General features: G+C 62.8%; 25 protein-coding genes. 17 read left to right on the top strand and 8 right to left on the bottom strand.

Annotated features, from left to right (window positions below; all coding sequences use genetic code 11):
• The 4 genes from VMA74_RS03425 to VMA74_RS03410 form a co-directional block, all read left to right on the top strand.
• Positions 1-1,362 (top strand): DUF885 domain-containing protein (locus tag VMA74_RS03425; RefSeq protein WP_325364827.1); only part of this gene is annotated, 1,362 nt, incomplete at its 5' end.
• 82 nt (positions 1,363-1,444) lie between these two features.
• Entirely contained in the window at positions 1,445-1,840 is a 396-nt protein-coding gene (locus tag VMA74_RS03420) for an MbcA/ParS/Xre antitoxin family protein (RefSeq protein ID WP_325364825.1), read from the top strand.
• Positions 1,841-1,940: 100 nt separating this feature from the next.
• Positions 1,941-2,627 carry an RES family NAD+ phosphorylase gene (locus VMA74_RS03415; protein ID WP_325364823.1) on the top strand — a complete coding sequence of 229 codons (687 nt, stop codon included), beginning with the start codon at positions 1,941-1,943 and terminating at the stop codon, positions 2,625-2,627.
• An 85-nt stretch (positions 2,628-2,712) separates the two neighbouring features.
• A complete protein-coding gene (locus tag VMA74_RS03410; RefSeq protein WP_325364821.1) occupies positions 2,713-2,865 on the top strand; it encodes a hypothetical protein in 153 nt (50 codons plus the stop codon).
• A gap of 110 nt (positions 2,866-2,975) precedes the next feature.
• Here VMA74_RS03410 and VMA74_RS03405 read toward each other — a convergent pair whose 3' ends face one another.
• Together VMA74_RS03405 and phhA are read right to left on the bottom strand one after the other, a co-directional pair.
• Positions 2,976-4,868 (bottom strand): peptide-N4-asparagine amidase, encoded by a 1,893-nt coding sequence (locus VMA74_RS03405; protein ID WP_325364819.1) that lies wholly within the window; start codon positions 4,866-4,868, stop codon positions 2,976-2,978.
• A 182-nt stretch (positions 4,869-5,050) separates the two neighbouring features.
• On the bottom strand, positions 5,051-5,947 hold the full coding sequence (gene phhA / locus VMA74_RS03400; protein WP_325364817.1) for a phenylalanine 4-monooxygenase: 897 nt from the start codon (positions 5,945-5,947) through the stop codon (positions 5,051-5,053).
• A 136-nt stretch (positions 5,948-6,083) separates the two neighbouring features.
• On the opposite strand from phhA, the gene VMA74_RS03395 reads away from it, so the two are divergent.
• Positions 6,084-6,560 carry an Lrp/AsnC family transcriptional regulator gene (locus VMA74_RS03395; RefSeq protein WP_325364815.1) on the top strand — a complete coding sequence of 159 codons (477 nt, stop codon included), beginning with the start codon at positions 6,084-6,086 and terminating at the stop codon, positions 6,558-6,560.
• Here VMA74_RS03395 and VMA74_RS03390 read toward each other — a convergent pair whose 3' ends face one another.
• Entirely contained in the window at positions 6,561-7,850 is a 1,290-nt protein-coding gene (locus tag VMA74_RS03390; protein ID WP_325364813.1) for an MFS transporter, read from the bottom strand.
• Positions 7,851-7,925: 75 nt separating this feature from the next.
• Here VMA74_RS03390 and VMA74_RS03385 point away from each other — a divergent pair, with 75 nt between their 5' ends.
• The 9 genes from VMA74_RS03385 to VMA74_RS03345 all read left to right on the top strand — a co-directional run bounded on the left by VMA74_RS03385 (position 7,926) and on the right by VMA74_RS03345 (position 14,006).
• Positions 7,926-8,522, top strand: coding sequence for a TetR/AcrR family transcriptional regulator (locus VMA74_RS03385; RefSeq protein ID WP_325364811.1), 597 nt, complete (start codon positions 7,926-7,928; stop codon positions 8,520-8,522).
• A gap of 75 nt (positions 8,523-8,597) precedes the next feature.
• Complete coding sequence (locus tag VMA74_RS03380) at positions 8,598-9,398, top strand: lysophospholipid acyltransferase family protein (RefSeq protein WP_325364809.1); 801 nt, start codon at positions 8,598-8,600, stop codon at positions 9,396-9,398.
• A 223-nt stretch (positions 9,399-9,621) separates the two neighbouring features.
• Positions 9,622-10,575, top strand: coding sequence for a YheT family hydrolase (locus VMA74_RS03375; RefSeq protein WP_325364829.1), 954 nt, complete (start codon positions 9,622-9,624; stop codon positions 10,573-10,575).
• Positions 10,576-10,699: 124 nt separating this feature from the next.
• Positions 10,700-11,323, top strand: a complete 624-nt coding sequence (locus VMA74_RS03370) for a YbhB/YbcL family Raf kinase inhibitor-like protein (protein WP_325364807.1) — start codon at positions 10,700-10,702, stop codon at positions 11,321-11,323.
• Between the two features lie 109 nt (positions 11,324-11,432).
• The gene (locus VMA74_RS03365; RefSeq protein ID WP_325364805.1) at positions 11,433-11,588 is read left to right on the top strand and encodes a DUF1328 domain-containing protein; all 156 of its coding nucleotides are present in this window, start codon (positions 11,433-11,435) and stop codon (positions 11,586-11,588) included.
• A gap of 76 nt (positions 11,589-11,664) precedes the next feature.
• The gene (locus VMA74_RS03360; RefSeq protein WP_325364803.1) at positions 11,665-12,027 is read left to right on the top strand and encodes a hypothetical protein; all 363 of its coding nucleotides are present in this window, start codon (positions 11,665-11,667) and stop codon (positions 12,025-12,027) included.
• A 32-nt stretch (positions 12,028-12,059) separates the two neighbouring features.
• On the top strand, positions 12,060-12,530 hold the full coding sequence (locus tag VMA74_RS03355) for an ABC transporter ATP-binding protein (RefSeq protein ID WP_325364801.1): 471 nt from the start codon (positions 12,060-12,062) through the stop codon (positions 12,528-12,530).
• A gap of 1 nt (position 12,531) precedes the next feature.
• Positions 12,532-12,840, top strand: a complete 309-nt coding sequence (locus VMA74_RS03350) for a hypothetical protein (RefSeq protein WP_325364799.1) — start codon at positions 12,532-12,534, stop codon at positions 12,838-12,840.
• Positions 12,837-14,006 (top strand): AI-2E family transporter, encoded by a 1,170-nt coding sequence (locus tag VMA74_RS03345; protein WP_325364797.1) that lies wholly within the window; start codon positions 12,837-12,839, stop codon positions 14,004-14,006. The genes VMA74_RS03350 and VMA74_RS03345 overlap by 4 nt, the downstream gene beginning before the upstream one ends.
• A 65-nt stretch (positions 14,007-14,071) precedes the next feature.
• Here VMA74_RS03345 and VMA74_RS03340 read toward each other — a convergent pair whose 3' ends face one another.
• The 3 genes from VMA74_RS03340 to VMA74_RS03330 form a co-directional block, all read right to left on the bottom strand.
• The gene (locus tag VMA74_RS03340; RefSeq protein ID WP_325364795.1) at positions 14,072-15,520 is read right to left on the bottom strand and encodes an efflux transporter outer membrane subunit; all 1,449 of its coding nucleotides are present in this window, start codon (positions 15,518-15,520) and stop codon (positions 14,072-14,074) included.
• 1 nt (position 15,521) lies between these two features.
• Positions 15,522-18,707: an efflux RND transporter permease subunit gene (locus VMA74_RS03335; RefSeq protein WP_325364793.1), complete on the bottom strand. Its 3,186-nt coding sequence runs from the start codon at positions 18,705-18,707 to the stop codon at positions 15,522-15,524.
• Positions 18,708-18,958: 251 nt separating this feature from the next.
• On the bottom strand, positions 18,959-20,221 hold the full coding sequence (locus VMA74_RS03330; protein WP_325364791.1) for an efflux RND transporter periplasmic adaptor subunit: 1,263 nt from the start codon (positions 20,219-20,221) through the stop codon (positions 18,959-18,961).
• Between the two features lie 327 nt (positions 20,222-20,548).
• Here VMA74_RS03330 and VMA74_RS03325 point away from each other — a divergent pair, with 327 nt between their 5' ends.
• Positions 20,549-21,535 carry a LysR family transcriptional regulator gene (locus tag VMA74_RS03325; protein ID WP_325364789.1) on the top strand — a complete coding sequence of 329 codons (987 nt, stop codon included), beginning with the start codon at positions 20,549-20,551 and terminating at the stop codon, positions 21,533-21,535.
• A 64-nt stretch (positions 21,536-21,599) separates the two neighbouring features.
• Here the strand turns inward: VMA74_RS03325 and VMA74_RS03320 are convergent, their stop codons facing one another.
• Positions 21,600-22,397 carry an undecaprenyl-diphosphate phosphatase gene (locus VMA74_RS03320; RefSeq protein WP_325364787.1) on the bottom strand — a complete coding sequence of 266 codons (798 nt, stop codon included), beginning with the start codon at positions 22,395-22,397 and terminating at the stop codon, positions 21,600-21,602.
• 273 nt (positions 22,398-22,670) lie between these two features.
• Here VMA74_RS03320 and glnA point away from each other — a divergent pair, with 273 nt between their 5' ends.
• Positions 22,671-24,080, top strand: coding sequence for a type I glutamate--ammonia ligase (gene glnA, locus VMA74_RS03315; protein ID WP_325364785.1), 1,410 nt, complete (start codon positions 22,671-22,673; stop codon positions 24,078-24,080).
• Here the strand turns inward: glnA and VMA74_RS03310 are convergent.
• Positions 24,068-24,337 (bottom strand): hypothetical protein, encoded by a 270-nt coding sequence (locus tag VMA74_RS03310; protein ID WP_325364783.1) that lies wholly within the window; start codon positions 24,335-24,337, stop codon positions 24,068-24,070. The two genes, glnA and VMA74_RS03310, sit on opposite strands and share 13 nt — an antisense overlap.
• A gap of 76 nt (positions 24,338-24,413) precedes the next feature.
• On the opposite strand from VMA74_RS03310, the gene VMA74_RS03305 reads away from it, so the two are divergent.
• Positions 24,414-26,102 carry an alpha-L-fucosidase gene (locus VMA74_RS03305; RefSeq protein WP_325364781.1) on the top strand — a complete coding sequence of 563 codons (1,689 nt, stop codon included), beginning with the start codon at positions 24,414-24,416 and terminating at the stop codon, positions 26,100-26,102.
• Positions 26,103-26,197: the final 95 nt, after the last annotated feature.

Below are 26,197 nucleotides of genomic sequence, written 5' to 3'. Positions count from 1 at the left end.
AGCGACCGCCTGCGCACCTTGGACGACTACCGGCGCTATCTCGACCGCCTCGGCCAGATTCCGCACTATTTCCAGCAGCAGATCGACAACATGCGGCTGGGCCTCAAGCGCGGATTCAGCGTGCCGCGCGCGGTGCTGGCGGGCCGCGACAAGTCCATCGCCGCCGTGGCGGACCTCACGGACCCCACGGCCAGCAGTTTCTACGCACCCTTCGAACAGATGCCCGCGGGCATCCCCGCCGACCAGGCGCAGGCGCTGCGCGGCGAGGCGCTGCAGCGCATCCGCGACCAGGTGATTCCCGCCTATGCCAACCTGCTGAAGTTCTTCGACGACGAGTACGTGCCGCAGGCGCGCACCACGCTGGCCGCCGAGGCGCTGCCCGACGGCAAGGCCTATTACCGCCAGCAGATCCGCGAATACACCACGCTGGACATCTCGCCCGACCAGATCCACCAGATCGGCCTGGACCAGGTGGCGAAGATCCACGCGCAGATGCTGGACGTGATGAAGCAGACCGGCTTCAAGGGCAGCTTCGCCGACTTCCTCAATTACCTGCGCACCGATCCGCAGTTCTACGCCAAGACGCCGCAGTCGCTGCTCGACCAGACCGCATGGGTGGCGAAGGAAGTGGATGGCCAGCTCGGCAAGTTCTTCGGCCACCTGCCGCGCTCGCGCTTTACCATCGAGCCGGTGCCGGACGCGATCGCGCCGTATTACACCTCCGGCCGCGGCGGCCCGGACGTCTATCTGGTCAATACCTACGACCTGCCCTCGCGCCCGCTCTACAACATGCCGGCGCTGACCTTGCACGAGTCGTATCCCGGCCATGCCCTGCAACTGGAACTGGCGGAGGAGCAGCACGACCAGCCCGCGTTCCGCCGCAACAGCTTCATTTCCGCTTATGGCGAAGGCTGGGCGCTGTACTCGGAATACCTCGGCAACGAAATGGGCATCTACAAGACGCCCTACCAGCACTTCGGCTACCTGACCTACCAGATGTGGCGCGCCTGCCGCCTGGTGGTCGACACCGGCATCCACCACCTGGGCTGGACGCGCCAGCAGGCGATCGACTACATGACCGAGAACACCGCGCTGTCCGAGCGCGAAATCGCCAACGAGGTCGACCGCTACATCAGCTGGCCGGGGCAGGCGCTCTCGTACGAGCTGGGCTATCTCAAGATCATGGAGCTGCGCGCCAAGGCCGAAAAAGCGCTAGGGCCGAAATTCGACCTGCGCGCGTTCAACGACACCATCCTGTCCCTGGGTTCGGTGCCCTTGCCGGTGCTGGAGCAGCGCATCGACCGGTTTATTGCCGAAGGCGGCCCGGAGCCGGACTACGATTGCGACTGCGCCAAGCATTAGCCGCTTGCTTGGCGCGAAGGGCATTGGCAAGAACTTCACAGATGAAGTAGTATGCATTTAAACTTCATCGGGAGAGTCAGCCATGACAGCCCACGCCTTGACCAGGCTAACCCCTGCCGAAGAACTGAGCGGCCCCGCCTTGCGGGCGTTCTTCAACATGGCCGAGCGCTGGAACCTGCGCATTACCGAACAGCGCAGGCTGCTCGGCGAGCCGCCCGAGTCCACGTTCTACAAGTGGAAACGCCACCAGGATGGCGCGCTGGGGCGCGACACGCTGGAGCGCATCAGCTATCTGCTGGGCATCTACAAGGCGCTGCAGATCCTGTTTCCCAATCCCGAACAAGCTGATGCATGGCTGCACAAACCCAACCGCTCGCCACTGTTTGGCGGGCAGTCGGCGTTGGAGCGCATGTTGTCGGGCAACGTGGCCGATCTGTACGTCGTGCGGCAATATCTGGACGCGCAACGCGGCTGGTAAGCACTTCGTCGCAGTCGGCGAGAAGCCATTCCGGCACCCTTCCATTCCCGTCGAACAGGGACGAACACCGATGCTGCGGTGATGTGCCGCGGACCACGCCATGCCTATCGACACGCCGCCCTTACGCCGCATCCGCTGGACGCATGCCTATCGCATCGTGCCGAGCCGCTTTCCGCCGGCTGGCCTGTTCGATCGCATTGCCGATCCGGCCGACATGGATGCCATCTTCGCCATCGAAGTGATGACCAATCCGCGCCTGCGCGAAGAGGCCGATGCCTTGCGCCTGGTACCGCGCGATCGCCGCATCTCCGGCCCGGGCTCGACGCCGGTGATGGCCGCATTCACCCACCTGAATCCGGAAGGCAGCCGTTTTTCCGACGGCACCTGGGGCGTGTTCTACGCGGCGCGCAACATGATCACCGCGGTGGAAGAAACCGTGTACCACCGCGAGCGTTTCCTTGCGGCCACCTCGGAACCTGCCTGCGATGCCGAAATGCGCTGCTATCAGACCAGCGTCGATTGCAAGCTGCACGATATCCGCGGCGGCTGGATGCAGGCGCATGATCCGGACAGCTACGCTGACAGCGTCAAGCTGGCGCGCAGGCTGCTGGAGGAAGGCTCCAACGGCATCGTGTACGACAGCGTGCGCCATCGCGGCGGCGAATGCCTGGCGGCGTTCTATCCCGACGTGGTGGCGCCGTGCGTGCAGGCGCAACACCTGATCTATCGCTGGGATGGCCAGCATATTGCGCAAGTTCTCGAAGTCAGCGAGTTGAAGCGGCGTTGATGCGCTGGCGAAGTCCATGACGGGATCATGCTGGCCACTTCCACCATCAGCTGACGCGCGCGACTATGCGCCAACGCAAAAGAATGTGACGTATATCGATGTGTTTACGCCGAGGTTGGGAGCGAATGGCCAGCCGCAGCCGAAGTGGTTCGTCGAGGATGGGCTGCACATGAACCGTATGGGTTACGAATCGTGGATCACGCTGCCCAAGCCGTGGGTGGACGTGCACGAGCGGTGATTTAACACATTGACTCAAGCGCGCGTCGCGCGTCCACGACGATACGTCCCCTACGCAAAAAAAGCGCCCCTGGGGCGTCCATTCGCCCAAGGTGCGCTTTCCTCTCTGGATCACCAGCCAGCGTTTTGTGGCGAACCATCCGGATGTGCAAACCAAACCACCCAGTTGTGGCCGCCAGGGCAACGCTGGCCACGATTGATATCAGTGATCGCGCCATTGCTGGATGTCATTTTCGCGCGATAACAACTACCGAAATTGTCGGTGTAATCGCGGGTGGTGAAGCTCGTCCAGTCGGTATCCGTTTCGGCAGGGCCACCCTTTCGGAAGGAATGGAACCCGCTGTCAGTATGCGCGGTGAAGGTTCCGACGCCGGGCCGGTAATGGTCTTCGTCGATGACACGCCGCTGTGTGATTGCCACTTTGTAGTTCAGCAAGCTAAGTGTCTCGTAGGGAGGGACGTATTCTTCGAACACGGACTTTCCGGCGACGTAGTAAGTCATTTGCAGGGGATACTGGATGCGAGTCCGGTCCCAGCTGATCAGCCAGTGCCCGATCCTTCGGCTGCTGATCTGCTCCACGTTGTTGGTCAACGAAATAGTCTGGCTATACAGCTCCGGAACTGCCTCGGGACTTTGGTATTGCGGCGAGCTGCTTTCCAGCTGAAAAGCCTGCGTATTGGCAAAACGGCTTATCTGATGCACGCACGAATCGATACGGCCGCGCGACGTGTTGATGAAGCCGTGGATCTGGAAATCCCTGTGCTGTTGTGTCTTGATGTCGCCCTGGTTCGTGATGCCATCGCCTACGATCGTGTCGACGTCGGTAGGGGCGCCATTCTCGGTGGCAAGCGTGTTGAGTGTTACGGCGCCTGTTATCTGAGTGCTTTGCTTATCAAGATAGAGCAGCAATGTCGTGCCTCCATTTCTGCTGCCGTCGGCGTCGGGATTTAGCACCTGGGCACGATTGTCGGCTGTAATGCTGTGTGGGCCGGCTGCACTCAGGATGGCCGCAAAGGGGGTCAGATCGACCCGGTAAGGCTTGAGATTAGGCATTTCCAGTGTTGTTATCGGCTCGTCTGCGGTATTCCGCAGGAATGTCCAGTTCAAATCGGCGACAACAAGGGGAAACGCCGGAGCAATGCCCGCGGGCGTGCCGTCTACTCCGATCTTGGTTTCACGGAAGCTGCCGCCAGGGCACCCTTCCATTTGCAAATAGGGCGAGTAGTAATCGGCATTGCCAGGCGCAAAGTAAAACGCGCTGAGATTTTTGAGCTGTAAGTTGTTCGAGTCAGCGCTGTAGCAGGTGTACCAAAACACGTGATTGTTGTCCTGCGTATTGGCTGGCATGCTTTGATAGTTACCTTCGACATCGAGATAAGCGCGTTCGATGTTGTGAGGCAGGGCGACGGGCGCATCCAGATTCACCGCGACAACCACATCCGGCACTCGGGGCGCCGGCGTGGCGGGAGTAGCCGGGTAGAACAGCAGCTCTGCGCTCCCGGTAAAGGTCGGGCTGTTGGGGATTTGGATGTCATCGAGCTCGGCGCTCCAGATAACACCGCTCTGAGGCGACTTGAACAATGCACTGTAATCGGTCAAGTCGCGCTCGATGGACCAGCTAGAGGTGCCGTCGTAGTGCGGTATGGCGCTACGAAACAACCGCACATGGGCCAGATCCATGCCGAGCGTATCCACCACCGAGCGCCAGCTGGATTGAATATGCACCTCCAGGATGACCTTCGCCCAAGGCGGCGGACAGGCCGACGGTGGCACATAGCTGAAATTCGGATCAATGATGACGGAGTTGGTCGGTTCCGGCCAAGTTCGATCGTGCATCAGCTCGACGACGCACGGTTGTCCAGCAGCAGCCGGTATATGCGGATCGATCGACGCGATTTGCCCAGCTGGTGTTGCAGCGGCGGCCGTGGTCAGCGATGTGGACAGAAGCGCCAGAACAAATGGCGCTGTCGCCATCAGGCGACGCGCTAGACGCATAACTTTCATCGTGGGGCTCCCTGACATTCCCTTTGCGCATCCCCTGCGCGCGCGAACCTACGCCACGCCACATCAACAAAGAGTGAGAGTGGGCATTGCGGGAGCAACTTTATTCCACACGGCGAATGGCTGTTCGCCCTTTACGTGCCGCGGCAGCAACCCCCCTCCTCATTGGAGAGGGGAAGGAAAGGTCATGTATCCGCGTCGGTCGCAAACCCTTCGCGCGTGCCGCGGTTGAACACGCGATCACTCGCCAGCACATCCGCCGCTGCATGCGCCGTTTGCTGCTTGAGCTTGGCGTAGATCGGTGCGAAATCCGGCCGCGTGGCCTCGAACAACTGCTCGAAGCTGTCGATCACGAAATAAGTCTGCTGGTAGGTATCGATGCGGTAGCGCGTATTCATCACGCGCTCCAGGCCGAAGCCGATGCGGTTCGGGGCCGGTGAATCCAGGCAGTAGATCGATTCGCCCTTGGAGCTGACGATGCCGGCGCCATAGATGCGCATGCCTTCGTCGGTGTTGATCAGGCCGAATTCCACCGTGTACCAGTACAGGCGCGTCAGGTTCATCAGCGCCTCGGGGCCGATGCCGAACGCCTTCATGCCGCCGCGACCGTAGGCCTGCATGTAGTCGCCAAAGACCGGATTGAGCAGCAGCGGCACGTGGCCGAACAAGTCGTGGAACAGGTCCGGTTCGCTCAGGTAGTCGAGCTGTTCGGGCTTGCGGATCCACCAGGACACCGGAAATCGGCGATGGGCGAGGTGGTCGAAAAACACCTCGTCCGGCAATAGGCCTTCCACGGCGACCAGTTCCCAGCCAGTGGCCTTGCCCAGCACCTGGTTGAGATCGGCGAACCTGGGAATGCCGCCATCGCCCAGGCCGAAGCGTTCTACGCCTTCCAGGAATTCGCGGCAGGCCCGGCCGGGCAGCAGCTCGCGCTGGCGCTGGTACAGCGTGTCCCATACCTCGTGGTCGGTACGGCTGTAGCTCGACCAGGGCTGCTCCACCACGCCGGTGGCGTAGACGGGGACATAGCCACGGTCGGTCTGCTGGTGTTCCACGCGGCGCGGGGGGCTGGAGGTATCCATCGACGGCTCCGGAAACGGCTTGCGGTGATCAATAGAATACGTCCCATACCGCGCATGTTCCTTGTTTTATTGCATGTAAAAGCGCCATGTGCGCAATAATCATGCGCCATCACCCGAGCAGATCGAGGTATCGTGCATGGTCAGCCTGGATCGCACCGACTTGCGCATGCTGGCCGCATTGCAGGCCGAAGGACGCATCACCAACGCCGAACTGGCCGAGCGGGTGAGCTTGTCGCCTTCCGCCTGCCTACGTCGCTTGCAGCGACTGGAGGGGGAGGGAGTGCTCACCGGCTACAGCGCCCAAGTGGACCCCGAAGCGGTAGGGCTGGGGTTGCAGGCCTTTGTGCGCGTGCAGCTCACCCGCCACGAAAGCGATGTGATCGAGCGCTTTGTGGAGCGAGTGAACGGCTGGGACGAAATCGTGGCCTGTTATGCGCTTACCGGCGACATGGACTATCTCATGCACGTCTATGTGGCCGACCTGCAGCACTTCTCGCGTTTCCTGCTGGATCGCCTGCTCAATGCCTCCGGCGTGGCGGATGTGAACTCCAGCTTCGTGCTGCGCACCGTGAAACGGGCCGGCGCCTTGCCGCTGACTCAGCTGGAGCGTTGATTACGCGTTCTCGCCCGCCACGTGCAAACGCACGGGCTCGCTGTGGCGCCGAATGCGCAAAGCCAGGCAGGCGGCGACCACGCCGGTAGCCCCCGCGATCACGAACGGTGTGAGGTAGCTGCCCAACTGCACGCGCAAGACTCCGGCCATGAACGCTGCCGTCGCCGCGCCCACCTGGTGCCCCGCCACCACCCAGCCAAACACCACCGGCGCATCGCGTTCACCGAAGGCTTCGGTGGTGAGGCGCAGCGTGGGCGGCACCGTGGCGATCCAGTCCAGGCCGTAGAACACACCGAACAGCGATAGGCTGTACAGCGAGAAATCCGAGTAGGGCAGGTACATCAGCGACAGGCCGCGCAAGCCGTAATAGACGAATAGCAGCTTGCGTGGATCGAAGCGATCGGTCAGCCAGCCAGAGGCCGTGGTACCGATCAGATCGCACACGCCCATCATCGCCAGCACGCCGGCCGCGCGCACTTCCGGAATGCCGTGGTCGCCGCACAGCGCGATGAAGTGCGTGCCGATCAGGCCGTTGGTGGTGAAGCCGCACACGAAGAACGTGGCGAACAGCAGCCAGAACACGCCATGTTTGCTGGCGCGGTGCAGGGTGCCCAAGGTCAATGCAAACAGGTTGCCGGATGATGCTGTTGCGTCGGCCTGTTCATTCGGTGCGGCACCGTAGCGCGTGAGACCGATGTCGGCGGGGCGCTCCGGCATCAGCCACAGCACCAGTGGCAGCAGCAGTGCACAGACCGCGGCAATGGTCAGCACCACCGGCTGCCAGCCGGCGTACTCGGCAATGGCTGCAAGACCGGGCAGGAAGATCAGCGTGCCGGTAGCGGTGCTGGCGGTCAGCAAGCCCATCATCAGGCCGCGATGGGCGCTGAACCAGCGACCGACCACGGTTGCGCCCAGCACCACCGCCACGCAGCCGGTGCCGGCACCCGACAGCACGCCCCAGGTCAGTAGCAGATGCCAGGGCCGCGTCATCAGCGCACTGGAAGCGGCCGCCAGCGCCATCAGCGCCAGGGCGACAAGCAGCACTCGCTTGATGCCGAAACGCTGCATCAGCGCCGCGGCGAACGGACCCATCAAGCCGTAGAGCAGGATGCCGACCGCGGCGGCGGACGAAATATCGTCCCGGCTCCAGCCGAAGGCGCGGCCAAGCGGCAGCATCAGCACGCCGGGCGTGGCACGCATGCCGGCCGACGCCAGCAAGGCCAGAAACACCACGGCGAGCACCACGAAGGCATAGTTTTGGCCGAACGGCCGGCGGCGCTGTATAGTCATGTTACCGATCGGTACGGGGCGGAAGCGCAGCGTACGTACCGATCGGTAACATTGTCAACTATCTCGCTTATGGCCATGCGTTCTAAATCTTCCCCCGACATTTCTTCCGACGCCCCGCGACGTGCCGCCGACCGCATCCGCGACACGGCCTTCGACCTGTTCTACCGGGAAGGCATCCGTGCCGTCGGTGTGGAGGAAATCGTCAACCAGGCCGGTGTCACCAAGCCCAGCCTGTATCGCGCCTTCGAATCGAAGGACGAACTGATCGCTGCCTACCTGCGCGATTACGACCAACGGTTCTGCCAACGTTTCGAAGCACCCGGCACCGATCATCCCGACGATCCCAGGGAGCATCTGCTCGCCTATTTGGACCGGCTTGCCCGCCGCGCCAGTCGCGACGGCTATCGCGGCTGCGGCCTCACCAATGCAGTGATCGAATATCCCCACCACGATCATCCTGCACACCAGGTTGCCGTGGAGAGCAAGCAACACCTGCGCGAACGGTTGCGCGAGATGTGCCGTGGCATGGATGCGCGCGATCCTGAGGAACTGGCTGATGGGCTGCTGTTGCTGATCGAGGGCAGCTACGTGTCAGGCCAGGCCTTCGGCGAGGGCGGACCAGCACGCGTGCTGGGCATGATGGCGCGGCGTTTGATCGACGCATCGACGTAAGGCATCGCGCTTCAACTCGTTTGCAGAGGATGTTGCACTGCCGATAGGACGTCGTTAACGCTAAACTAACTGCTGATGAGCATCGAAGCCGTTACCACTCCCGACCGCGACCTGCTGCGCCCGCTGCGTTATCTGTGGCGCGTACCGTTGCTGCTCGTGCACGTCGTGCTGGGCATTCTGCTGTGCGGGTTGATTCTGACCTGGCGTCGCCATGACGTCATGAAGAACGGCCGCGAGCCGTTCACCCATCGCATGATCCGCGCCTGGTCCACCGGGCTAATGCGCATCTTCGGCTTGCGCTCGGTGCGCGTCGGGCAACCGCTGCGCGATCCGGTGCTGTTTGTCGCCAACCACACCTCGTGGATCGACATCGAGCTGTTGCACAGCCAGCGCGCGGCCTGCTTCGTGGCCAAGGCCGAAATCGCCAGCTGGCCGCTGGTCGGCTGGCTGGCGGCGAGCGGCGGCACCATCTTCCATCGGCGCGGCAACAATCATTCGCTGGCGGCAGTGATGCAGGTGATGGTGGAGCGCCTGCGCGCCGGCCGTTCCGTGGCGGTATTCCCCGAAGGCGGTACCGGTCACAACGGCGTGCTGAAAGTGTTCCATGCGCGCATCTTCCAGGCTGCGCTCGATGCCGAGGTGCGGGTACAACCGGTGGCGTTGCGCTTCGTGCGCGGGGGCACGCGGCAGATCGATGCCGGCTTCCGTGACAACGAGAACTTCATGCAGAACTTCCTGCGCATGCTCGGCGGCCCGGCAATGGATGCCGAAGTGCATTTCCTCGAACCGGTGCCGGCCAGTCCCGACGGGCGCCGCCGCATGGCCGAGCTGTCGCGCGAGCGGATCGCCGCCGCGCTCCAGGATCGTTCTGCATGACTGGAGGGACTCAACGCGCCCGCGCGACTCGGGTTGCCGCGGAGCGCCCGCCATGCGGCAGCGTGCGGCTTGAACGGATCACCCGCCAGGCCGCGCGCCGCGCCCTACCACCTGACGACCGCGCCGCGGCAACCCAAGCCACGTGGACACATTGAGCAAACCCTTGCCGCAAGGACGCGACTTTCAGCCGCCCTGGCCGCTGACCAACGGGCATATTCAAACCATGCTGTCCTCCAGCGGCGTGCGGCGCAGGCTGCTGCCGCGCAGCGCCTACCGTGTGCTGAAAGGTGCACAGGAGGTGCTGGTGGATGGTGGCGACGGCATTCGCCTGACCGGTTCGTTCACCGCGCAAACCACGCAGTCCCAGTCGCGCGGCCTGGCGGTGCTGTTCCATGGCTGGGAAGGCAGCGTCGATTCGACCTATGTACTGCAAACCGGCAGCCGTTTGCTGGACGATGGCTGGGACATTTTCCGCCTCAATTTTCGCGACCACGGCGAAAGCCATGGCCTCAACGAAGCACTGTTCCATTCCTGCCGCCTCGATGAAGTGGCGCATGCGCTGGGCGATATCGCGCAGCGCTGGCCGGCGCGCGTGATGGCGCTGGCAGGATTCTCGCTGGGCGGCAATTTCGCGCTGCGCGTGGCGATGCAAGCGCCGGCACATGGCATTCCGCTCGACTACGCGCTGGCGGTGTGTCCCATCATCGATCCCAGCGAAGGCCTGTTCTCGCTGGAAGAATCCGCGCCATGGTTCTACCAGGCGTACTTCATGAACAAGTGGCGGCGCTCGTTGCGCGCCAAGCAAAAGGCGTTTCCGGAAGTTCAATACTTCGAGCTGCAGGAGCTGAAGCAGAATCTGCGCGGCCTCACCGAGTCGCTGGTGCTGCGCCACACCGATTTCGGCTCGCTCGAAGCCTATCTGGATGGCTATTCGGTGGCGGGCCACGCACTGGCGGACATGCAGATTCCGGCCACCATTCTTACGGCGCGCGACGATCCGGTGATTCCGGTCGGCGCGTTCGAAAAGCTCGAGCTGCCCAGCAACGTCGAACTGGACATCGCGACGCATGGCGGCCACTGCGGATTCATTCGCGGCTGGGATATGACCAGCTTCTGCGACGACTACATCGCCGCGCGTTTCAACGCCATCGCCGCAGGGCAGTCGCCGCACTCCTGAGCCCGGTGCATGCCGGGCTGTCACAATCGGATCATGGCGTGCACGTTACCGTCGGACAAACGCCGACTCGCACCGGCACAAGCCTGCCCTGAACCCACGGGCTCCCCTGGCGTCGGAGATTCCCATGCAGCTACGCAGCGACAACTTCCAACACGGCCAACCGATTCCGCCGCAGCTGGCTTTCGCCAGGCTCGGCAAACCGGTGGTGCTGTCCGACAACCGCAGTCCGCATCTGGCCTGGAAAGATGCGCCGTCCGGCACGCGTTCGTTCGTGCTCACCTGTATCGACAACGACGTACCGGGCAAACCCGATGACGTGAACAAGGAAGGCCGCAGCGTGTCGGCCGATCTGCCGCGGGTGGAATTCGTGCACTGGTTGATGGCCAACATTCCCGTCGAGTGCGGCGAACTGGCCAAAGGCGCCTGCAGCGACGAGATCACGCCACGCGGCAAGCAACAGCCCGATGGGCCGCCCGGCAGTGTGCAAGGCGTCAATAGCTATACCGACTGGTTCGCTGGCGACGTGCAGATGGAAGGTACCTATCTGGGCTACGACGGCCCATGCCCGCCTTGGAACGATTCACTGCTGCATCACTATCACTTCCGCGTCTACGCCCTGGATACGCCGCGCCTGGCGCTGGCGACGGGTTTCTCGCTCGAAGAGCTGCGCGCGGCGATGGCCGGCCGTGTCCTGGCGGAGGCCCTGCTTACCGGAACCTACAGTCTCAACCCCAGCGTCCCGGCGTAGGGCGGCCAGCACCAAACGGAGCAGCTCTTCACGCCAGCACAGCATGCGCTATGGAACATGCAAAACGGGGTGGCGACAGGATGCCCTCGGATCGAGGAGGAATGGTGCCATGCTGCATTACGCCCTGGTCTTTCTGGTCATCGCTGTCATCGCTGCCCTACTTGGTTTTACCGGCATAGCCGGTACTGCCGCGTGGATCGCCAAGCTATTGTTCGTGCTATTCCTGGTTCTGGCCGTGATTGCCTTTTTTCGGCGGGCCAGCTGAACAGCGCGAAGAAAGGTTCAGCCAACAGCCTGGCGAACGGCTAGAGTGACCATTCTTGACCTCACGGAGTAACGTCATGAACAACGAAGTCCAGACGAACGAAAACAACGCCCACGGACGCATCGAGCAAGGTGCAGAACGCATCAAGCAGGCGACTTCCGATGCCGTGGCGAACAGCAAGGAAAAATTCGATCGCGCCGCCGACCGTGTCGAGGAACGCGTGCATCACGCCACCGACAAGGCTGCGCACGCCGCCAACCGCGCTACCGATAAGGTCGCCGAAGCCACCGAGCGCGGGCGTGAAGCTTATGACCAAGCCAGGGAACGCGCCGACGAATGGCTGGAAGACGTGCGCGAATACGTGCGCGAAAAACCCGTGCAGGCTGTAGCCATTGCTCTCGGTGCCGGCTGGTTGCTCGGCCGCATCCTGCGTCGCTGAACTTGGCCGTCAACCAGGCACGGAGGCGGCCCATGCACGATGCCGTGCACGACCACGAAGCAGCCGCGCAGCCGGAGCCATCCGGCGCAGCGGCTTCGGGCAGCTTGCTCGACGATCTTGGCCGACTCGCGCGCGCGGTGCGCAGTCTGTTCGGCGCGCAACTGAGCCTGCTCGCCGCGGAACTGGGGCTGGCGCGCAGCGCCGTGTCCTGGCTGCTTGCCGCGGGCCTGGGCGCGACCATTGCCGGGGTAGGGCTCGGTCTCACCTTGCTCAGCCTGATCGGCTTCCTGCTGGCCAAATGGCTAGGCTCATGGATTTGGGCGCTGGCGGCGCTCGCCGTGCTGGAAGTGCTGGCGCTGCTCGGTGCCATCCTGCTGTTCCGCCGTTGCATGCACTGGATGAGCCTGCCGGGCACACGGCAGGAATGGCGTGCGATCATGCGCGATACGCTGCAAAAAGCCGAACGCGATATCGATGCAGGCAAGGGCAAGGGGGAGGTCTGACATGAGCTTGTTCAAGCAACTCAAACGGGTGGACTCGGCGCGCCAGCGCGTGGCGCGACATCGCGAGGAATTGGCCACGCCGGCGGCAGCGCTGCTGGAACGCGGGCACAGCCATCCGTTGACCACGGTCGGTGCGGCCGCCGGCGCAGGGTTCGTGCTCGGCAGCCTGGGTGTCGGCCCGCTGCGTGTACCGGGCTTGATCACGACGGTGAGCGCCGGCTTGGCGGAAATCGTGGCGTACGGCACGCGCCTGATCGCCGAACTGGGCATGGACGAAGGCGATCACGCCAGCGACAGCGACGGACCATGACCGCCATCGAACCCACGGCGCGGCCAGGTACGGCGCCCGTGGACGAAGCACCGCACGGAACGCAGGCCGTGCGTGCATCCGCCGGCATGGCGAAACAGGTGCAGCAGGCCACGCGCGGCGTTCATCGCTTGCGCGGCCATCTGCGTGCCATCCGCATGACGCTCAACGCCATGCTGATGCTTGCCCTGCTCTACACCGTCACCCTGGTCAAGGCGCTGATCATCCCGCTGGTGCTGGCCGGCTTCATCGGCCTGGCCTTGAACCCCATCGTGGCGCGCGGCACACGCCATCACGTTCCGCGCTGGCTGGGGGCGAGTGTGCTGATGGCCGCGCTGATAACAGGCATCGTCGCCGGCATCAGCATGTTGACGCAGCCGGCGTTGACCTGGCTGCATAGCGCGCCATCGCAGATCCACAGCTTCATTCCGAAACTTCAGCACCTCACCCGCCCGCTGGAAGCGGCAAGCCGCGCCACCCAGACACTGGTCAATGGCCATCCCACCTGGTCGGCGCAGAATCCCGGCGACGTCGCGATCAGCGTGTGGGATGTGCTGGCAGGCACGCCGAAAGTATTGGCGGCTGTGCTTACCGTGCTGCTGCTGGTGTATTTCTTTCTGGTTTATGGGGATCTCATCCTGCGCCGGCTGGTTGAGATCGCACCCAGCTTCGGCTACAAGCGGCACGCGGTAAGCATTGTGCGTGGCATCCAGACCGAAGTGTCGCGCTACATTCTCACCACCGTGCTGATCAATGCCTCGCTCGGCGCTGCCACCGCGGGCATGTTGTATCTGCTGCACATGCCCGACCCGCTGCTATGGGGCACGGTGGCGATGTTCGCCAACTTCATTCCCTACGTGGGCGCGATCGTCACCACCACGACCTTGCTGTTCGTGGGGTTGATTCACTTCGAGGTACTTGCCAACGCCCTGCTGCCGGCCTTTTGCTTTGCCTGCATTACCGCCGTGGAAGGCAATTTGATCACGCCGTGGATTCTCGGCCGGCGCATGCGCGTGAGCCCGATCGCCATCCTGATCTGGTTGCTGATCTGGGGTTGGCTGTGGGGCGTGCCGGGTGCGTTGCTGGCGGTACCGATGCTGACCAGCGCGAAGTTGATCGCCGAGCGCGTGCGTGGATGGGAGTGGTTCGCGCGGATGGTGCAGCGTTAACGCCAGCATAGGTGAGGTAGGCTGGGGATCGGCATCGCCTCGCCCCAACCTGTGGGCCGGACACGTTACGGCGCTTGCGCCACGTTTGAGCAGCTGGCGTCGTCACATGCCTGCCAACCGCCGCCTAGCGCCTTGTACAACGCCACCGCGCGCGTATCGATCGCACTCTCCGACTGTGCCAGCGCATCTTCGGCGGCGAGCTGCACGCGTTCGGCATCCAGCAATTCCAGATAGCCAGTGGCGCCTTCCTGATAACGCACGCGTGCCAATTCGGCCGCGCGCCTGCTCTGGTCAGCCTGCGCCATCAATTGCTCCACACGCGCATGTTCGGCGTTGTAGTTGGTCACGGCGTTGTCCACATCCTCGATCGCCTGCAGCACGGTGCGCTGATAATTCGCTTCGGCTGCATCGGCGCGCGCTTCGCTGGCATGCAGATTCGAACGCACGCGTTCCACGTTCAGGCCATTCCAGGTGATGCTGGGCATGTACGACCAAGCGCGCGAGGCCGGTCCGCCGAAATCGTTGCTGCGTCCGGCCAGGAAGCCGACAAAGCCGCCTAGCGTTATACGCGGAAAGAAATCCGCTTTCGCCACACCGATGCGCGCCGTTGCGGCGGCATACTCACGTTCCGCGATGCGCACATCGGGGCGGCGCGCGAGCACGTCGCCGTTCTCGCCCATCGGCAAAACGGTCGCGATCGGCTTGAACGTGGCGGGCGACACGTCGACGTCCAGCTCGCCGGGCCGTTCGCCGAGCAACACCGCCAGCCGGTATTCGTAGCTGTGGATCTGTGCGTCGAGTACCGGCAACTGCGCCTTGGCCGCGCTGAGCTGCGCACTGGCACTGGCAACGTCCTGCTCGGACGCCGTTCCGATTTGTGCCCGTGCATCAATCAGCTTCAACGAATCGGCCTGATTGGCGATGTTGTGCTGGGCGATGGCCAGACGCTGTTGCGTGCCGCGCAATTCGAAATAATTGCGCGCCACTTCTGCAAACAGACTTACCTGTGCATCGTGCATGGAGGCTTCGCTTGCACCCAGGTCCGCTCGCGCCGCCTCCACCGAACGGCGAATGCCGCCGAACAGGTCCAGCTCCCACGACGCGTCAAAGCCTGCCTGATACGTATCGGCCGAGACACGCTGATCGGTAAAGCCAGGCTGTTGCTCACGCGCGCGCTGGAAGTCGATGGTCGTGTCGATGGTGGGAATCTGGTCCGATTTGGCCGTACCGAGCAGCGCGCGCGATTCGGTCAGCCGCGCCCGCGCGATACGCAGGTCGAGGCTGCCCTTGGCGGCGCGCTGGATCAGCGCATCCAGCACCGGATCGTTGAACTGTTTCCACCATGCGGCCTGGAACTGGGCGTTGCTTTCGCGCGCCGCATCGATGTTCTGCACGTTGGCCGGAGGTGTATTCGGGGTCTTGTAATTCGGTCCCACGCTGACGCAGCCGGCCAGCGCGAGTGCCGCAAACAAGCTGGTGTTACGTAAAACACTACCGATAGAAAAAGCGGTCATCTCAATGCCCCTCCAAGGCGGGCAAGTTGGATGCGTGCTGCTTCTTGCGCGCTTCGCGGCGTTCCACCACGGCGCGGATCAGCACGTAGAACAATGGGGTATAGATCAGGCCGAAGAGGGTCACGCCCAGCATGCCGGAGAACACCGCCACGCCCATCGCGTGACGCATTTCCGCACCGGCTCCATGCGAAGTCACCAGCGGCACCACGCCCATGATGAAGGCGATCGACGTCATCAGGATCGGGCGCAGACGCAGGCGAGCCGCTTCGAGCACCGCGTCGTAGCGCGTCATGCCTTCATGCTGGCGTTCGCGCGCGAACTCCACGATCAGGATCGCGTTCTTGCACGCCAGACCCACCAGCACGATCAGGCCGATCTGGGTGAAGATGTTGTTGTCGCCGCCCGACAGCCACACGCCGACGATCGCGGAGAGCAGCACCATCGGCACGATCAGGATCACCGCCAGCGGCAGCGACCAGCTTTCGTACAGCGAAGACAGCACCAGGAACACCAGCAGCACGCACAACGGGAACACCAGGATGGCGGTGTTGCCAGCCAGGATCTGCTGATAGGTGAGTTCAGTCCACTCGTAACTCATGCCATTGGGCAGGTTTTCCTGCGCCAGCTTTTCCATCGCCGCCTGCGCCTGGCCTGAGCTGAAGCCCGGCGCCGGGCCACCGTTGATTTCCGCGGTGACGTAGCCGTTGTAATGCTGCACGCGTTCCAGGCCGGCGGTACGACGCACCGTGACGAACGAACCCAGCGGCACCATCTCGCCCTTGTCGTTGCGGGTCTTCAGTTGCAGGATGTTTTGCGGCTCATGCCGGAACGCGGGCTCGGCCGACACGTTCACCTGATACACGCGGCCGAAACGATTGAAGTCGTTCACATACAGCGAACCCAGGTAGGCTTGCAGCGTTTCGTTCGCATCGTTCAGGTCGATGCCTTCCGCCTTGGCCTTTTCGCGATCCACGTCCGCATCGATCTGCGGCACGCTCACCTGATAGCTGGAGAACAACCCTGCCAGTGCCGGCACCTTCTGGCTCTTGGCGATCAGGTTCTGAGTCTGCTTGTACAACTCGTCGAAACCGAGCTGCCCGCGGTCCTCGATCTGGATACGGAAACCGCCGATCGTACCCAGGCCCTGCACCGGCGGCGGCGGGAATGTGGCGATGTAGGCATCCTGGATCGTCGCGAACTTCTGGTTCAAGGCTGCGGCAATCGCGCCCGCGGACAGCGATGGATCGCGCCGCTCCTCGAACGGTTTCAGCGTCTCGAACACGATGCCCGCGTTGGTGGCATTGGTGAAGCCATTGATCGACAGGCCCGGGAACGCCACGGCGCTCTGCACGCCGGGTTGCTTCAATGCAATCTCGGACATGCGTCGGATGACGTCCTCGGTACGGTCCAGTGACGAGGCATCCGGCAATTGCGCGAACGACACCAGGTATTGCTTGTCCTGCTGCGGCACGAAGCCGGTCGGCACGTGGTAGAAGCCGAAGCCGGCCAGCGCGATCAAACATGCATACACCACCAGCGCCGCCGGTCCCAGGCCGACGATGCGACGCACGCCGCCCACGTAGCGATCGGCGCTGCGATGGAAGAAGCGGTTGAAGGGGCGGAAGAACCAGCCAAGCGCCTTGTCCATCAGGATGGCGACGCGATCCTTCGGCGCATCGTGGCCACGCAGCAGCACAGCCGCCAGCGCCGGACTCAGGCTGAGCGAATTGAACGCAGAGATCACCGTGGAGATCGCAATGGTTAGCGCGAACTGGCGATAGAACTGCCCGGTAAGCCCGCTGATGAAGGCGGTCGGGATGAACACGGCGCACAGCACCAAGGCCGTGGCGATGATCGGTCCGGTCACCTCGTTCATCGCGCGGCGTGTCGCTTCGCGTGGCGTGTAGCCCAGCTCGATATTGCGCTCGACGTTTTCCACCACCACGATCGCGTCGTCCACCACGATGCCGATCGCCAGCACCAGGCCGAACAGCGACAGCGCGTTGAGCGAGAAGCCCGCCACGTACATCACCGCGAAGGTGCCGACCAGCGATACCGGCACCGCCACCAGCGGAATCACCGAGGCGCGCCAGGTCTGCAGGAACAGGATCACCACCAGCACGACCAGGAAGATCGCTTCCACCAGCGTATGCGCCACCGCTTCGATCGAGCCGCGCACGAAGATGGTCGGGTCGTAGACGATGTGGTACTCGATGCCCTGCGGGAAATCCTTGCTCAGCTCCTTCATCGTCGCGCGGACTTCGTCGGAAATCTGGATCGCGTTGGAACCCGGCCGCGCGAAGATCGGAATCGCCACCGCCGGCTGGTTGTCCAGCAGGCTGCGCAACGCGTACTGGTTGGAGCCGAGTTCGATCCGCGCCACGTCGCGCAGATGCACCACGCTGCCATCCGGATCGGTGCGCACGATGATGTCGCCGAATTGCTCGGCGGTGCTGAGGCGGCCTTGCGTATGGATATTGAGCTGGAAGTCCGTATTGCCCGGCACCGGCGGCGCATTCAGCGCACCGGCCGCCACCGCCACGTTCTGCTCCTGGATCGCACGCACGACATCGCCCGTGGTCAGGCTGCGCTGGGCCAGCTTGTTCGGGTCCAGCCACACACGCATGCTGTATTCGCCGGCACCGAACAGCTGCACGTCGCCCACGCCATCAAGACGGGCAAGAATGTCCTTGATGTGCAGGCGCGCGTAGTTCGACAGGTACAGCATGTCGTAGCGCTTATCCGGCGAGGTAAGGTGCACCACCATGGTGAGGTCGGGCGAACTCTTCTGTGTGGTCACGCCCAGGCGCTGCACTTCTTCGGGCAGGCGCGGCAAGGCTTGCGAGACGCGGTTCTGCACTTCCACCTGCGCGTTGTTGAGATCGGTGCCCAGCGCGAAGGTGACGGTCAAGGTCATCTGGCCGTCGCTGGTCGCCTGCGAGGAGGAATACAGCATGCCTTCCACGCCGTTGATCTGTTCTTCCAGCGGCGTGGCCACGGTTTCGCCGATCACTTCCGGGCTGGCGCCCGGATAGCTGGCGCGCACCACCACGGTGGGCGGCACCACTTCGGGATATTCGCTGATCGGCAGCTTGAATACCGCAATGCTGCCGGCGATCACGAAGATCAGCGAAAGCACGGCGGCCATGATCGGCCGGTCGACGAAAAACTGTGCGATGTTTTTCATGTCAGTTCTCGAATTCATTTGAATGACGCGCTCGCCGGAAAGCGGGCCGATGCGCAATCTTTCTGCTCCCTCCCCTACGTGCAGTAGGGGAGGGTTGGGGTGGGGTGAAGCAGCCTCGCGGCGAACTCAAACAGTGCGGGAAGCCCCGGCCCCCCCCGGATCAAGTCTGGGGCAGGCTCTACTTGGCGTAGGGGGAGGGGTCGTATGTCGTGACATCGGGGCATGGCAGTGGGCCGCAGCTGCGCAGCGCCTCAACCCTGCGAACGCTTCTGTGCATTCCTGCCATCTGCCTGCGCGGTCCGTGAATCCTTGTTATCCGGATTCGTCTCCGCCGCATCGACCAGGGCCTTGTCCTGCGCATCCAGCCGGTAATCCATCGCCACCTGCTGCGGATTCACTTCCACGCCTGGACGCACGTGCTGCAAGCCGTTCACCACCACCACGTCGCCGGCGTTGAGGCCGTCGTCGATCACGCGCAGGCCGTGAAACAGCGGGCCGATATCCACCTTGCGGTACTGCACCTTGTGCTGTCCATCCACGACGTATACGAATTGATTGCTCAGATCCGTGCCGACGGCGCGATCGTCGATCAGCACGCGCGGATGCGGCTGGCCAGCCTGCAAGTGCACGCGCGCATACAAGCCAGGCGTAAGCAGGCCGTTCTCATCGTCGAACACCGCGCGCAAGCGCATCGTGCCGGAGCCCGGGCGCACCTGGTTGTCGACGAAGTCGATGCGTCCCTCGTGCGGGAAGCCCTGTTCATCGGCCAAACCCATGGTGGCGTCGATGCGCGGCGCGCGGCCATTCTTGATCGCGTCGCGGCGCAGGCGATCGAGCTTCAGCCAGGTGTGCTCGTCCACATCGAAGTACACGTAGATGGGGTTTACCGAGACCACGCTGGTGAGCACGTCCGAGCTGGACACCAGGTTGCCCGACTGGATGCGGGCATTGCTGACGCGGCCGTCGATCGGCGCCCGCACCTGGGTCCAGTCGAGGTTGAGCTTGGCCGTCGCCAGTGCGGCGGTGGAGGCTTCGAGTGAGGCCTTGGCGCTTTGCTCGGCCGTGTTCTGGCTGTCGGCGTCTTCCTGCGAAATGGCATGCTGGGCGAGCAGCCGGCGCGCGCGGTCGGCATTGGACTGCGCCAGCGCGAGCTGCGCTTTCGCTTGCGCGACATTGGCGCTCAGCCGGTCGACTTCGGCCTGGAACGGACGCGGATCGATCACGAACAGCACGTCGCCCTTGTGGACTTCGGTGCCTTCCTTGAATTCCACGGCATTCACGTAACCGCTGACGCGCGGACGCACGTCGACCGTGTCGACCGCCTGCAGCTGTCCGGTGAAGTTGGCGCTGTCGCTGATCGGGCGCACCAACACCGGGGCCACGGTGACTTCGGGCAGGCCGCCCTGTGCACCGGCGGCTTGGGCATGAGCGCTGCCGCCATGACCGTCCAGCAGCGCCCAACTGCCGGCAATGGCTGCTACGACCAGGCCGGCCAGGATTGCTTTCTTCAACATCACTCGCTCCCAATTTTTGTCAGATGCAAGGAAAGGGCGGTCCCGCGCTTTCCGCTGCGCCGAACCGCGGCGATGCCGGGTTCGTTTACGCCGATACCAAGCGGTTGCCATGCTTGAATCGCGACAGGCCATCCAGGGTCTGTACTGACAAGGCAATTGCGAATACCGTGTCAGGCTTCTTCTTGTCGCACTGCAGCAGGATTTGCGACGGAACGAATGATGGGTACACCGTACAGTTTAGAAAATCCGTTTCTTGCGCAAGCTACTCGTGACTCCCAGTCATGAATGGGCGCATAATCACCGGCAGTCCGTATTCTGGAACATGCTATGGAAGACTTTTCCGCTATCTCCGCTTTCGTCCGGGTCGTGGAAGCGAAGAGTTTTGCGTCGGCTGCCGCCCAGCTCGGCATGACCCCCTCCGGCGTCAGCCGCGCGGTGTCGCGGCTGGAGGAGCAACTCCGTGTGCGGCTGCTGTTTCGCTCCACCCGTGCTTTGCGTTTAACCGACGATGGAGCCTCGTTCTATGCACGTTGCAAGGAGATCCTTGCCGATCTGGCCGAAGCAACGGAATCTTTGGGCTACGCCCACCGCAAGCCCCAAGGCAAGCTGCGGGTCGGTATGTCGGCCTCGGTGGGGCGCGCGGCGATCGTGCCGCAGCTGTCTGAATTCGAGCGCCGCTACCCCGACATCCGCCTGGAGCTGATGATGTGCGACTACCCCTACGACCTGAACGAGGAAGGGGTAGATTGCGCCATTCGCATGGGTGAGCTGGAGGATTCCAGCCTGATCGCACGCAAGATCGGCTACCTGCGCAATGTGCTGCTGGCGTCGCCGGAATATCTGGAGCGCTACGGTTCCCCGGACAGCGTCGAGGATCTGAAAAACCATCGCTGCATCAACTACGTCTACGCCAATGGCAAGCCGCGCCTCTGGCAGTTCGACACGCCCAGCGGCCGCATGGAGCTGGACGTCAACGCGCACCTGTTGATCAACGATGGTGAGTCGGTGATCCAGGCGGCGATGGCGGGCCTGGGCATCATCCAGGCGCCGCACGTGCTGGCCGCTTGCGCACTGGATCTGGGTAAGCTTGAACCGATCCTCCCCGACACGGTGTCCACCGGCAAGAACGTGTGGATCGTGTATCCGCAAAAGAAGCATCTCTCCGCGCGCGTGCAGGCGTTCATCGAATGGGCGCGTGAGCTGTTCGAGCGGCCGTTCGAGGACATCTGCCCGATGGCGCCGGTGGTGGAAGCCTTCCGGCCGCCATTGCCGGCCGTGCGGAAGGAAAAGCTGGCGCCCAGCAGGCTGGGATGAAATCCCAGCATGGCCATGCATGCCGATGCCGGGATTCGACTACGCTCCGTCCCGGCCTGCGAATTCAGGCACCCGCCGGTATCAGCCATAGCAATGCCGCGCCCAGCGCAATGCGATACCAGGCAAACCACGTAAACCGATGCGTGCGGATGTAACCCAGCAGCCACTTCACCGCCACGAACGCCACCACCAGCGACACTACGAAGCCGACGATCAGTGCGCGCCAATCCTCGTGCGCCGCACCGCCACCTTTGAGCACCTTCAACAACTCATAACCGGTCGCGACATACATGGTCGGAATGCCGACCAGGAACGAGAATTCCGTCGCTGCCGGGCGATTGCTGGTGCCCGCGAGCAGCGCGGTGAAGATGGTCGCGCCCGAGCGCGAAGTCCCCGGAAAAATACCCGCCACGATCTGTGCGACGCCAACCAGGATCGCCACCCGCCAAGTCACCTCGCTGCGATCCGCCTGCCGTGCGGCAATGGCCTCCGCGCCCAGCATCCAGAACCCGCCAACCAGCAGCGCCCACGCAATCGGCGTCACCGTCTCCGGCAGCTTGAAGCCGTAGTGCGTCACCACCAGGCCGAGCACGCAGGTAATCAGGAATGCCACGCACAGCTTCAGCAAATAAGCGCGATTGGCCGGGTCCCGCCATCGCGTGAGCAATGCCCAGATGCGTTTCCAGTAGATCAGGGTGATGGCCAGAATCGCGCCGGCCTGGATGCCCACGTTGAACAGATCGGAACGCGCGCCGAGCCCGAAGCTTTCGGCAATCAGCAGGTGGCCGGTACTGGAGACGGGAAGGAACTCGGTAATCCCTTCGATGATGCCGAGCAGGATGACGTTGATGAGGTCATTCACGCGGAAAATTCCTTGCAGGTAAATGCAGCAAGGCCATTAGGCCCATGCGGAAAACGGTATAGCCTAGGGGCTTGGCCATGGTTTGTCGGTTGATTGAGCGGCGTCGTCCGCTTGGCGTCAGTTTGGTGCAAATAAGCACCACATTGGTGCAAAATTTTCTTGCACCAACGTAACTAACCGTGCAATCCATTGAAGTGAAAAGTGTTTTAAAGTTGGTACGGTGTTTGCTCCTAGAGCACGCGCGATCCCCTTCACGAATCATCGAGGTTTTACATGTCCGCCAAGAAAGTGCTCGACCTGATCCAGGAAAAAGAGGTCGAGTTCGTCGACCTGCGTTTCGCCGACATGCTCGGCAAGCATCACCACGTCACCTTCCCTGCCCACACCATCGACGAATCCACGTTCGAGGACGGCAAGATGTTCGACGGTTCCTCGATCTCCGGTTGGAAGGGCATCAACGAGTCGGACATGGTGCTGTTGCCCGACGCGGACAGCGCCTACCTCGATCCATTCAGCGCCCACACCCAGCTGGTTCTGCATTGCGACGTGCTGGAACCCAGCACCATGCAGGCCTACGGCCGCGATCCGCGTTCCATCGCCAAGCGCGCTGAGGCGTACCTGAAATCCACCGGCGTGGCCGACACCGCTTTCTTTGGTCCGGAGCCGGAATTCTTCATCTTCGATTCCGTGCGCTGGCAGAACGACATGGGCCGCGTGTTCTACGAAATCGAATCGCAGGAAGCCGCCTGGAGTTCGCGCTTCAAGTACGACGAAGGCAACAGCGGCCACCGTCCGGGCGTGAAGGGCGGCTACTTCCCGGTCAGCCCGGTCGACTCGCTGGGCGACCTGCGCGCCGACATGTGCAAGGTGCTGGAATCGCTCGGCCAGGTGGTGGAAGTGCATCACCACGAAGTGGCCAACGCCGGCCAGTGCGAGATCGGCGTGAAGTTCAATACGCTGGTGACCAAGGCCGATGAGCTGATCACGCTGAAGTATGTGATCAAGAACGTGGCGCACCAGAACGGCAAGACCGTCACCTTTATGCCCAAGCCGATCGTCGGCGACAACGGCAGCGGCATGCACGTGCACCAGTCGCTCAGCAAGGACGGCAAGAACCTGTTCTCCGGCGATCTGTACGGCGGCCTGTCGCAGCTCGCGCTGTGGTATATCGGCGGCATCTTCAAGCATGCCAAGGCCATCAACGCGTTCGCCAACTCCACCACCAACAGCTACAAGCGCCTGGTGCCGGGCTTCGAAGCGCCGGTGATGCTGGCCTACTCCGCGCGCAACCGCTCGGCGAGCTGCCGCATTCCGTTCGTGTCCAACCCGAAGGGGCGCCGCATCGAAGTGCGCTTCCCCGACCCGATCCAGTCCGGCTACCTCACCTTCACCGCGCTGATGATGGCGGGCCTGGACGGCATCTTGAACAAGATCGACCCGGGCGCGCCGGCCGACAAGGACCTCTACGACCTGCCGCCGGAAGAGGAGAAGAACATCCCGCAGGTGTGCTCCAGCCTCGACGCCGCACTGGAAGCGCTGGACAAGGATCGCGACTTCCTCAAGGCCGGCGGCGTGTTCACCGATGACTTCATCGATGCCTACATCGAACTGAAAATGCAGGAAGTGACGCGCTACCGCGCCAGCACGCATCCGTTGGAATTCCAGATGTATTACGCGATCTGATCGCGGTTGTTTTGGGTATAACGCAACGGGCGCTTCGGCGCCCGTTGTTGTTTGTCCTGAATACAGCAACGGCTGGGATGAAGCGTCGGAACGCCCAACAAAGCTGGGATTTCATCCCAGCCTACGCCGCGCCAGCTTGCTGCTTTCCCCGGCAAACGCCGTTTCGTGGCAAGGTCACTTCTTGCATCACTTTCAAGATGGGAACGAAGCAGCATGGCGACGTTGGTGACAGGCAAGCGAATCGCACTGGGGTTCATCGTATCCGTGGCCTGCTGCGCGCATAGCCTCTACGCGACACCATCGGTCATATCGTCAAGGGAAGCGCCTGCCGCGGTGCATCGCCCCCTCGACCAACCGCAGCCGCCACCCGGCCCTGGCCCGAGTGCGGAAACCATCAAAGCCTGGCAAGACCGTAAATTCGGCATGTTCATCCATTTCGGCCTGTACTCCGTCGCTGGTGGCATGTGGAACGGCAAGCGCGTGGACAACGGCTACAGCGAGCAGATTCTTGCCAACGGGCCGATTCCGCCGAAGGACTACGACGCGCTGGCCAAGCAATTCGATCCGGAGAAATTCGACCCCGATGCGATCGTGGCGCTGGCCAAGGCGGCGGGCATGAAGTTCATCGTGATCACCGCCAAGCATCACGACGGCTTCAACTTGTTCCAGACCGCACAGACATCCTACAACGCGGTCGATGGCACGCCCTATCACCGGGATATCGTGAAAGAACTGGCCGAGGCTTGCGCGCGTGGCGGCCTGAAGTTCGGCGTGTATTACTCCACCATCGACTGGCATCATCCTGGCGGCAATAAGTACATCGAAGGCAACAGCAATCCGATCACGCCCGGACAGGAAGCCTTCAATGTTGCGCAGATCAAGGAACTGCTGAGCCACTACGGCCCGATTTCCGAAATCTGGTTCGATATGGGCAAGCCTACGCCGGCGCAAAGCGCCCACTTCGCGCAGACCGTGCATGCGCTGCAGCCGCAAAGCATGATCTCCGGGCGCGTATGGAACTACTACGGCGACTTTGCCGTGATGGGCGACAATGCGGAACCCGATGTGGCCATGGAATTGCCCTGGCAAGCACCGGCTTCCATGTTCCCCCAGACCTGGGGCTATCGCTCCTGGCAGGAACGAAAGGATTTGCCGGGCAAGATCCGCGAGAACATCACGCGGCTGGTGCGCGTGGTCAGTCGGGGTGGTAACTACATTCTCAACATCGGGCCTGAGGGTGATGGCTCCGTCGTGCCCTACGAGGCGCAGGTGCTGCAAGGCATCGGTGCATGGATGAAGCGCAATGGCGAAGCGATCTACGGCACCCGCAAACAGCCGTTCGCGCCCGTGGATTTTGGTTACGCCACGGTGAGCCCGCATGCGCTTTATCTGTTCGTGGCGAAGATGCCGCCGGATCACCAGTTGCGCGTGCCTGGCTTGGCAGACACCGCGTTCGGCCCCGCCTATCGGTTGGGTGCGCCCGAATCAACCGTGGACGTGCAGCGCAACGGCCATGACATAACCATCGCGCTGGACCATCTCGCCCATTGGCCCATGGTTGACGCCGACGGCAGCGTTGACTACATGCCGGTCATCGCGCTTCCGTTCAAAGGTCCGTTGCGTGTCCGTCCGCAGATGATGGATGCCGGTGCCGACGGTAGTTTCCATTTGCAAGCGACACAGGCCGAGCACTACCTCAACTACAACGGCGAAGGCTACGAAGCCCCGGCTACGCTGTACAAGCTGAGCTGGCAGCTCAATGCAAAAGCCGCGGATTACGTGCTTACCCTGCACTACTCGCGCGCAGCCGCGATTGCGAAAGTGGATGTGTGGATCGACGGCCAACGCTATCCGCTTGGCTTAAGTGGAACGGGTGCGGCCAGCCCATCGCTGCGCATTCACCGCAACCGCGCCGCTCATCCCTATGCGATGCAAGTCGAGGTAACACCTTCCGCGCCCTTCGAGCAGGGCACGGCGCTTCCGCTGACCGTGCAATCGGTGGACCTGTCGCCGACGCAGTAAGGCATCTCGCCAAGGTCATAAGTTGACCCATCGCGTCCAAACAGCTGCCGTGGCGCAGTGCTTGGTGCGCAGACAGGCGCGCAGCAGCGCGGCCA

The sequence above is a fragment of the Dyella sp. genome (genome assembly GCF_035508675.1).
GTDB lineage: Bacteria > Pseudomonadota > Gammaproteobacteria > Xanthomonadales > Rhodanobacteraceae > Dyella_B.
Note: the sequence above shows the minus strand (reverse complement) of the source record. Positions and strands in the feature narration are given on the sequence as shown.

What these genes read in the sequence shown, in the direction of transcription:
- VMA74_RS03335 (WP_325364793.1), bottom strand. Translation starts at nt 18,707, where the DNA reads ATGAAAAACATCGCACAGTTTTTCGTCGACCGGCCGATCATGGCCGCC.
- VMA74_RS03405 (WP_325364819.1), bottom strand. Translation starts at nt 4,868, where the DNA reads ATGAAAGTTATGCGTCTAGCGCGTCGCCTGATGGCGACAGCGCCATTT.
- VMA74_RS03420 (WP_325364825.1), top strand. Translation starts at nt 1,445, where the DNA reads ATGACAGCCCACGCCTTGACCAGGCTAACCCCTGCCGAAGAACTGAGC.
- VMA74_RS03310 (WP_325364783.1), bottom strand. Translation starts at nt 24,337, where the DNA reads ATGAACCCCAGTGCGATTCGCTTGCCTGTCACCAACGTCGCCATGCTG.
- VMA74_RS03395 (WP_325364815.1), top strand. Translation starts at nt 6,084, where the DNA reads ATGGTCAGCCTGGATCGCACCGACTTGCGCATGCTGGCCGCATTGCAG.
- VMA74_RS03345 (WP_325364797.1), top strand. Translation starts at nt 12,837, where the DNA reads ATGACCGCCATCGAACCCACGGCGCGGCCAGGTACGGCGCCCGTGGAC.
- phhA (WP_325364817.1), bottom strand. Translation starts at nt 5,947, where the DNA reads ATGGATACCTCCAGCCCCCCGCGCCGCGTGGAACACCAGCAGACCGAC.
- VMA74_RS03360 (WP_325364803.1), top strand. Translation starts at nt 11,665, where the DNA reads ATGAACAACGAAGTCCAGACGAACGAAAACAACGCCCACGGACGCATC.
- glnA (WP_325364785.1), top strand. Translation starts at nt 22,671, where the DNA reads ATGTCCGCCAAGAAAGTGCTCGACCTGATCCAGGAAAAAGAGGTCGAG.
- VMA74_RS03325 (WP_325364789.1), top strand. Translation starts at nt 20,549, where the DNA reads ATGGAAGACTTTTCCGCTATCTCCGCTTTCGTCCGGGTCGTGGAAGCG.
- VMA74_RS03385 (WP_325364811.1), top strand. Translation starts at nt 7,926, where the DNA reads ATGCGTTCTAAATCTTCCCCCGACATTTCTTCCGACGCCCCGCGACGT.
- VMA74_RS03365 (WP_325364805.1), top strand. Translation starts at nt 11,433, where the DNA reads ATGCTGCATTACGCCCTGGTCTTTCTGGTCATCGCTGTCATCGCTGCC.
- VMA74_RS03355 (WP_325364801.1), top strand. Translation starts at nt 12,060, where the DNA reads ATGCACGATGCCGTGCACGACCACGAAGCAGCCGCGCAGCCGGAGCCA.
- VMA74_RS03350 (WP_325364799.1), top strand. Translation starts at nt 12,532, where the DNA reads ATGAGCTTGTTCAAGCAACTCAAACGGGTGGACTCGGCGCGCCAGCGC.
- VMA74_RS03370 (WP_325364807.1), top strand. Translation starts at nt 10,700, where the DNA reads ATGCAGCTACGCAGCGACAACTTCCAACACGGCCAACCGATTCCGCCG.
- VMA74_RS03330 (WP_325364791.1), bottom strand. Translation starts at nt 20,221, where the DNA reads ATGTTGAAGAAAGCAATCCTGGCCGGCCTGGTCGTAGCAGCCATTGCC.
- VMA74_RS03390 (WP_325364813.1), bottom strand. Translation starts at nt 7,850, where the DNA reads ATGACTATACAGCGCCGCCGGCCGTTCGGCCAAAACTATGCCTTCGTG.
- VMA74_RS03375 (WP_325364829.1), top strand. Translation starts at nt 9,622, where the DNA reads ATGCTGTCCTCCAGCGGCGTGCGGCGCAGGCTGCTGCCGCGCAGCGCC.
- VMA74_RS03340 (WP_325364795.1), bottom strand. Translation starts at nt 15,520, where the DNA reads ATGACCGCTTTTTCTATCGGTAGTGTTTTACGTAACACCAGCTTGTTT.
- VMA74_RS03415 (WP_325364823.1), top strand. Translation starts at nt 1,941, where the DNA reads ATGCCTATCGACACGCCGCCCTTACGCCGCATCCGCTGGACGCATGCC.
- VMA74_RS03380 (WP_325364809.1), top strand. Translation starts at nt 8,598, where the DNA reads ATGAGCATCGAAGCCGTTACCACTCCCGACCGCGACCTGCTGCGCCCG.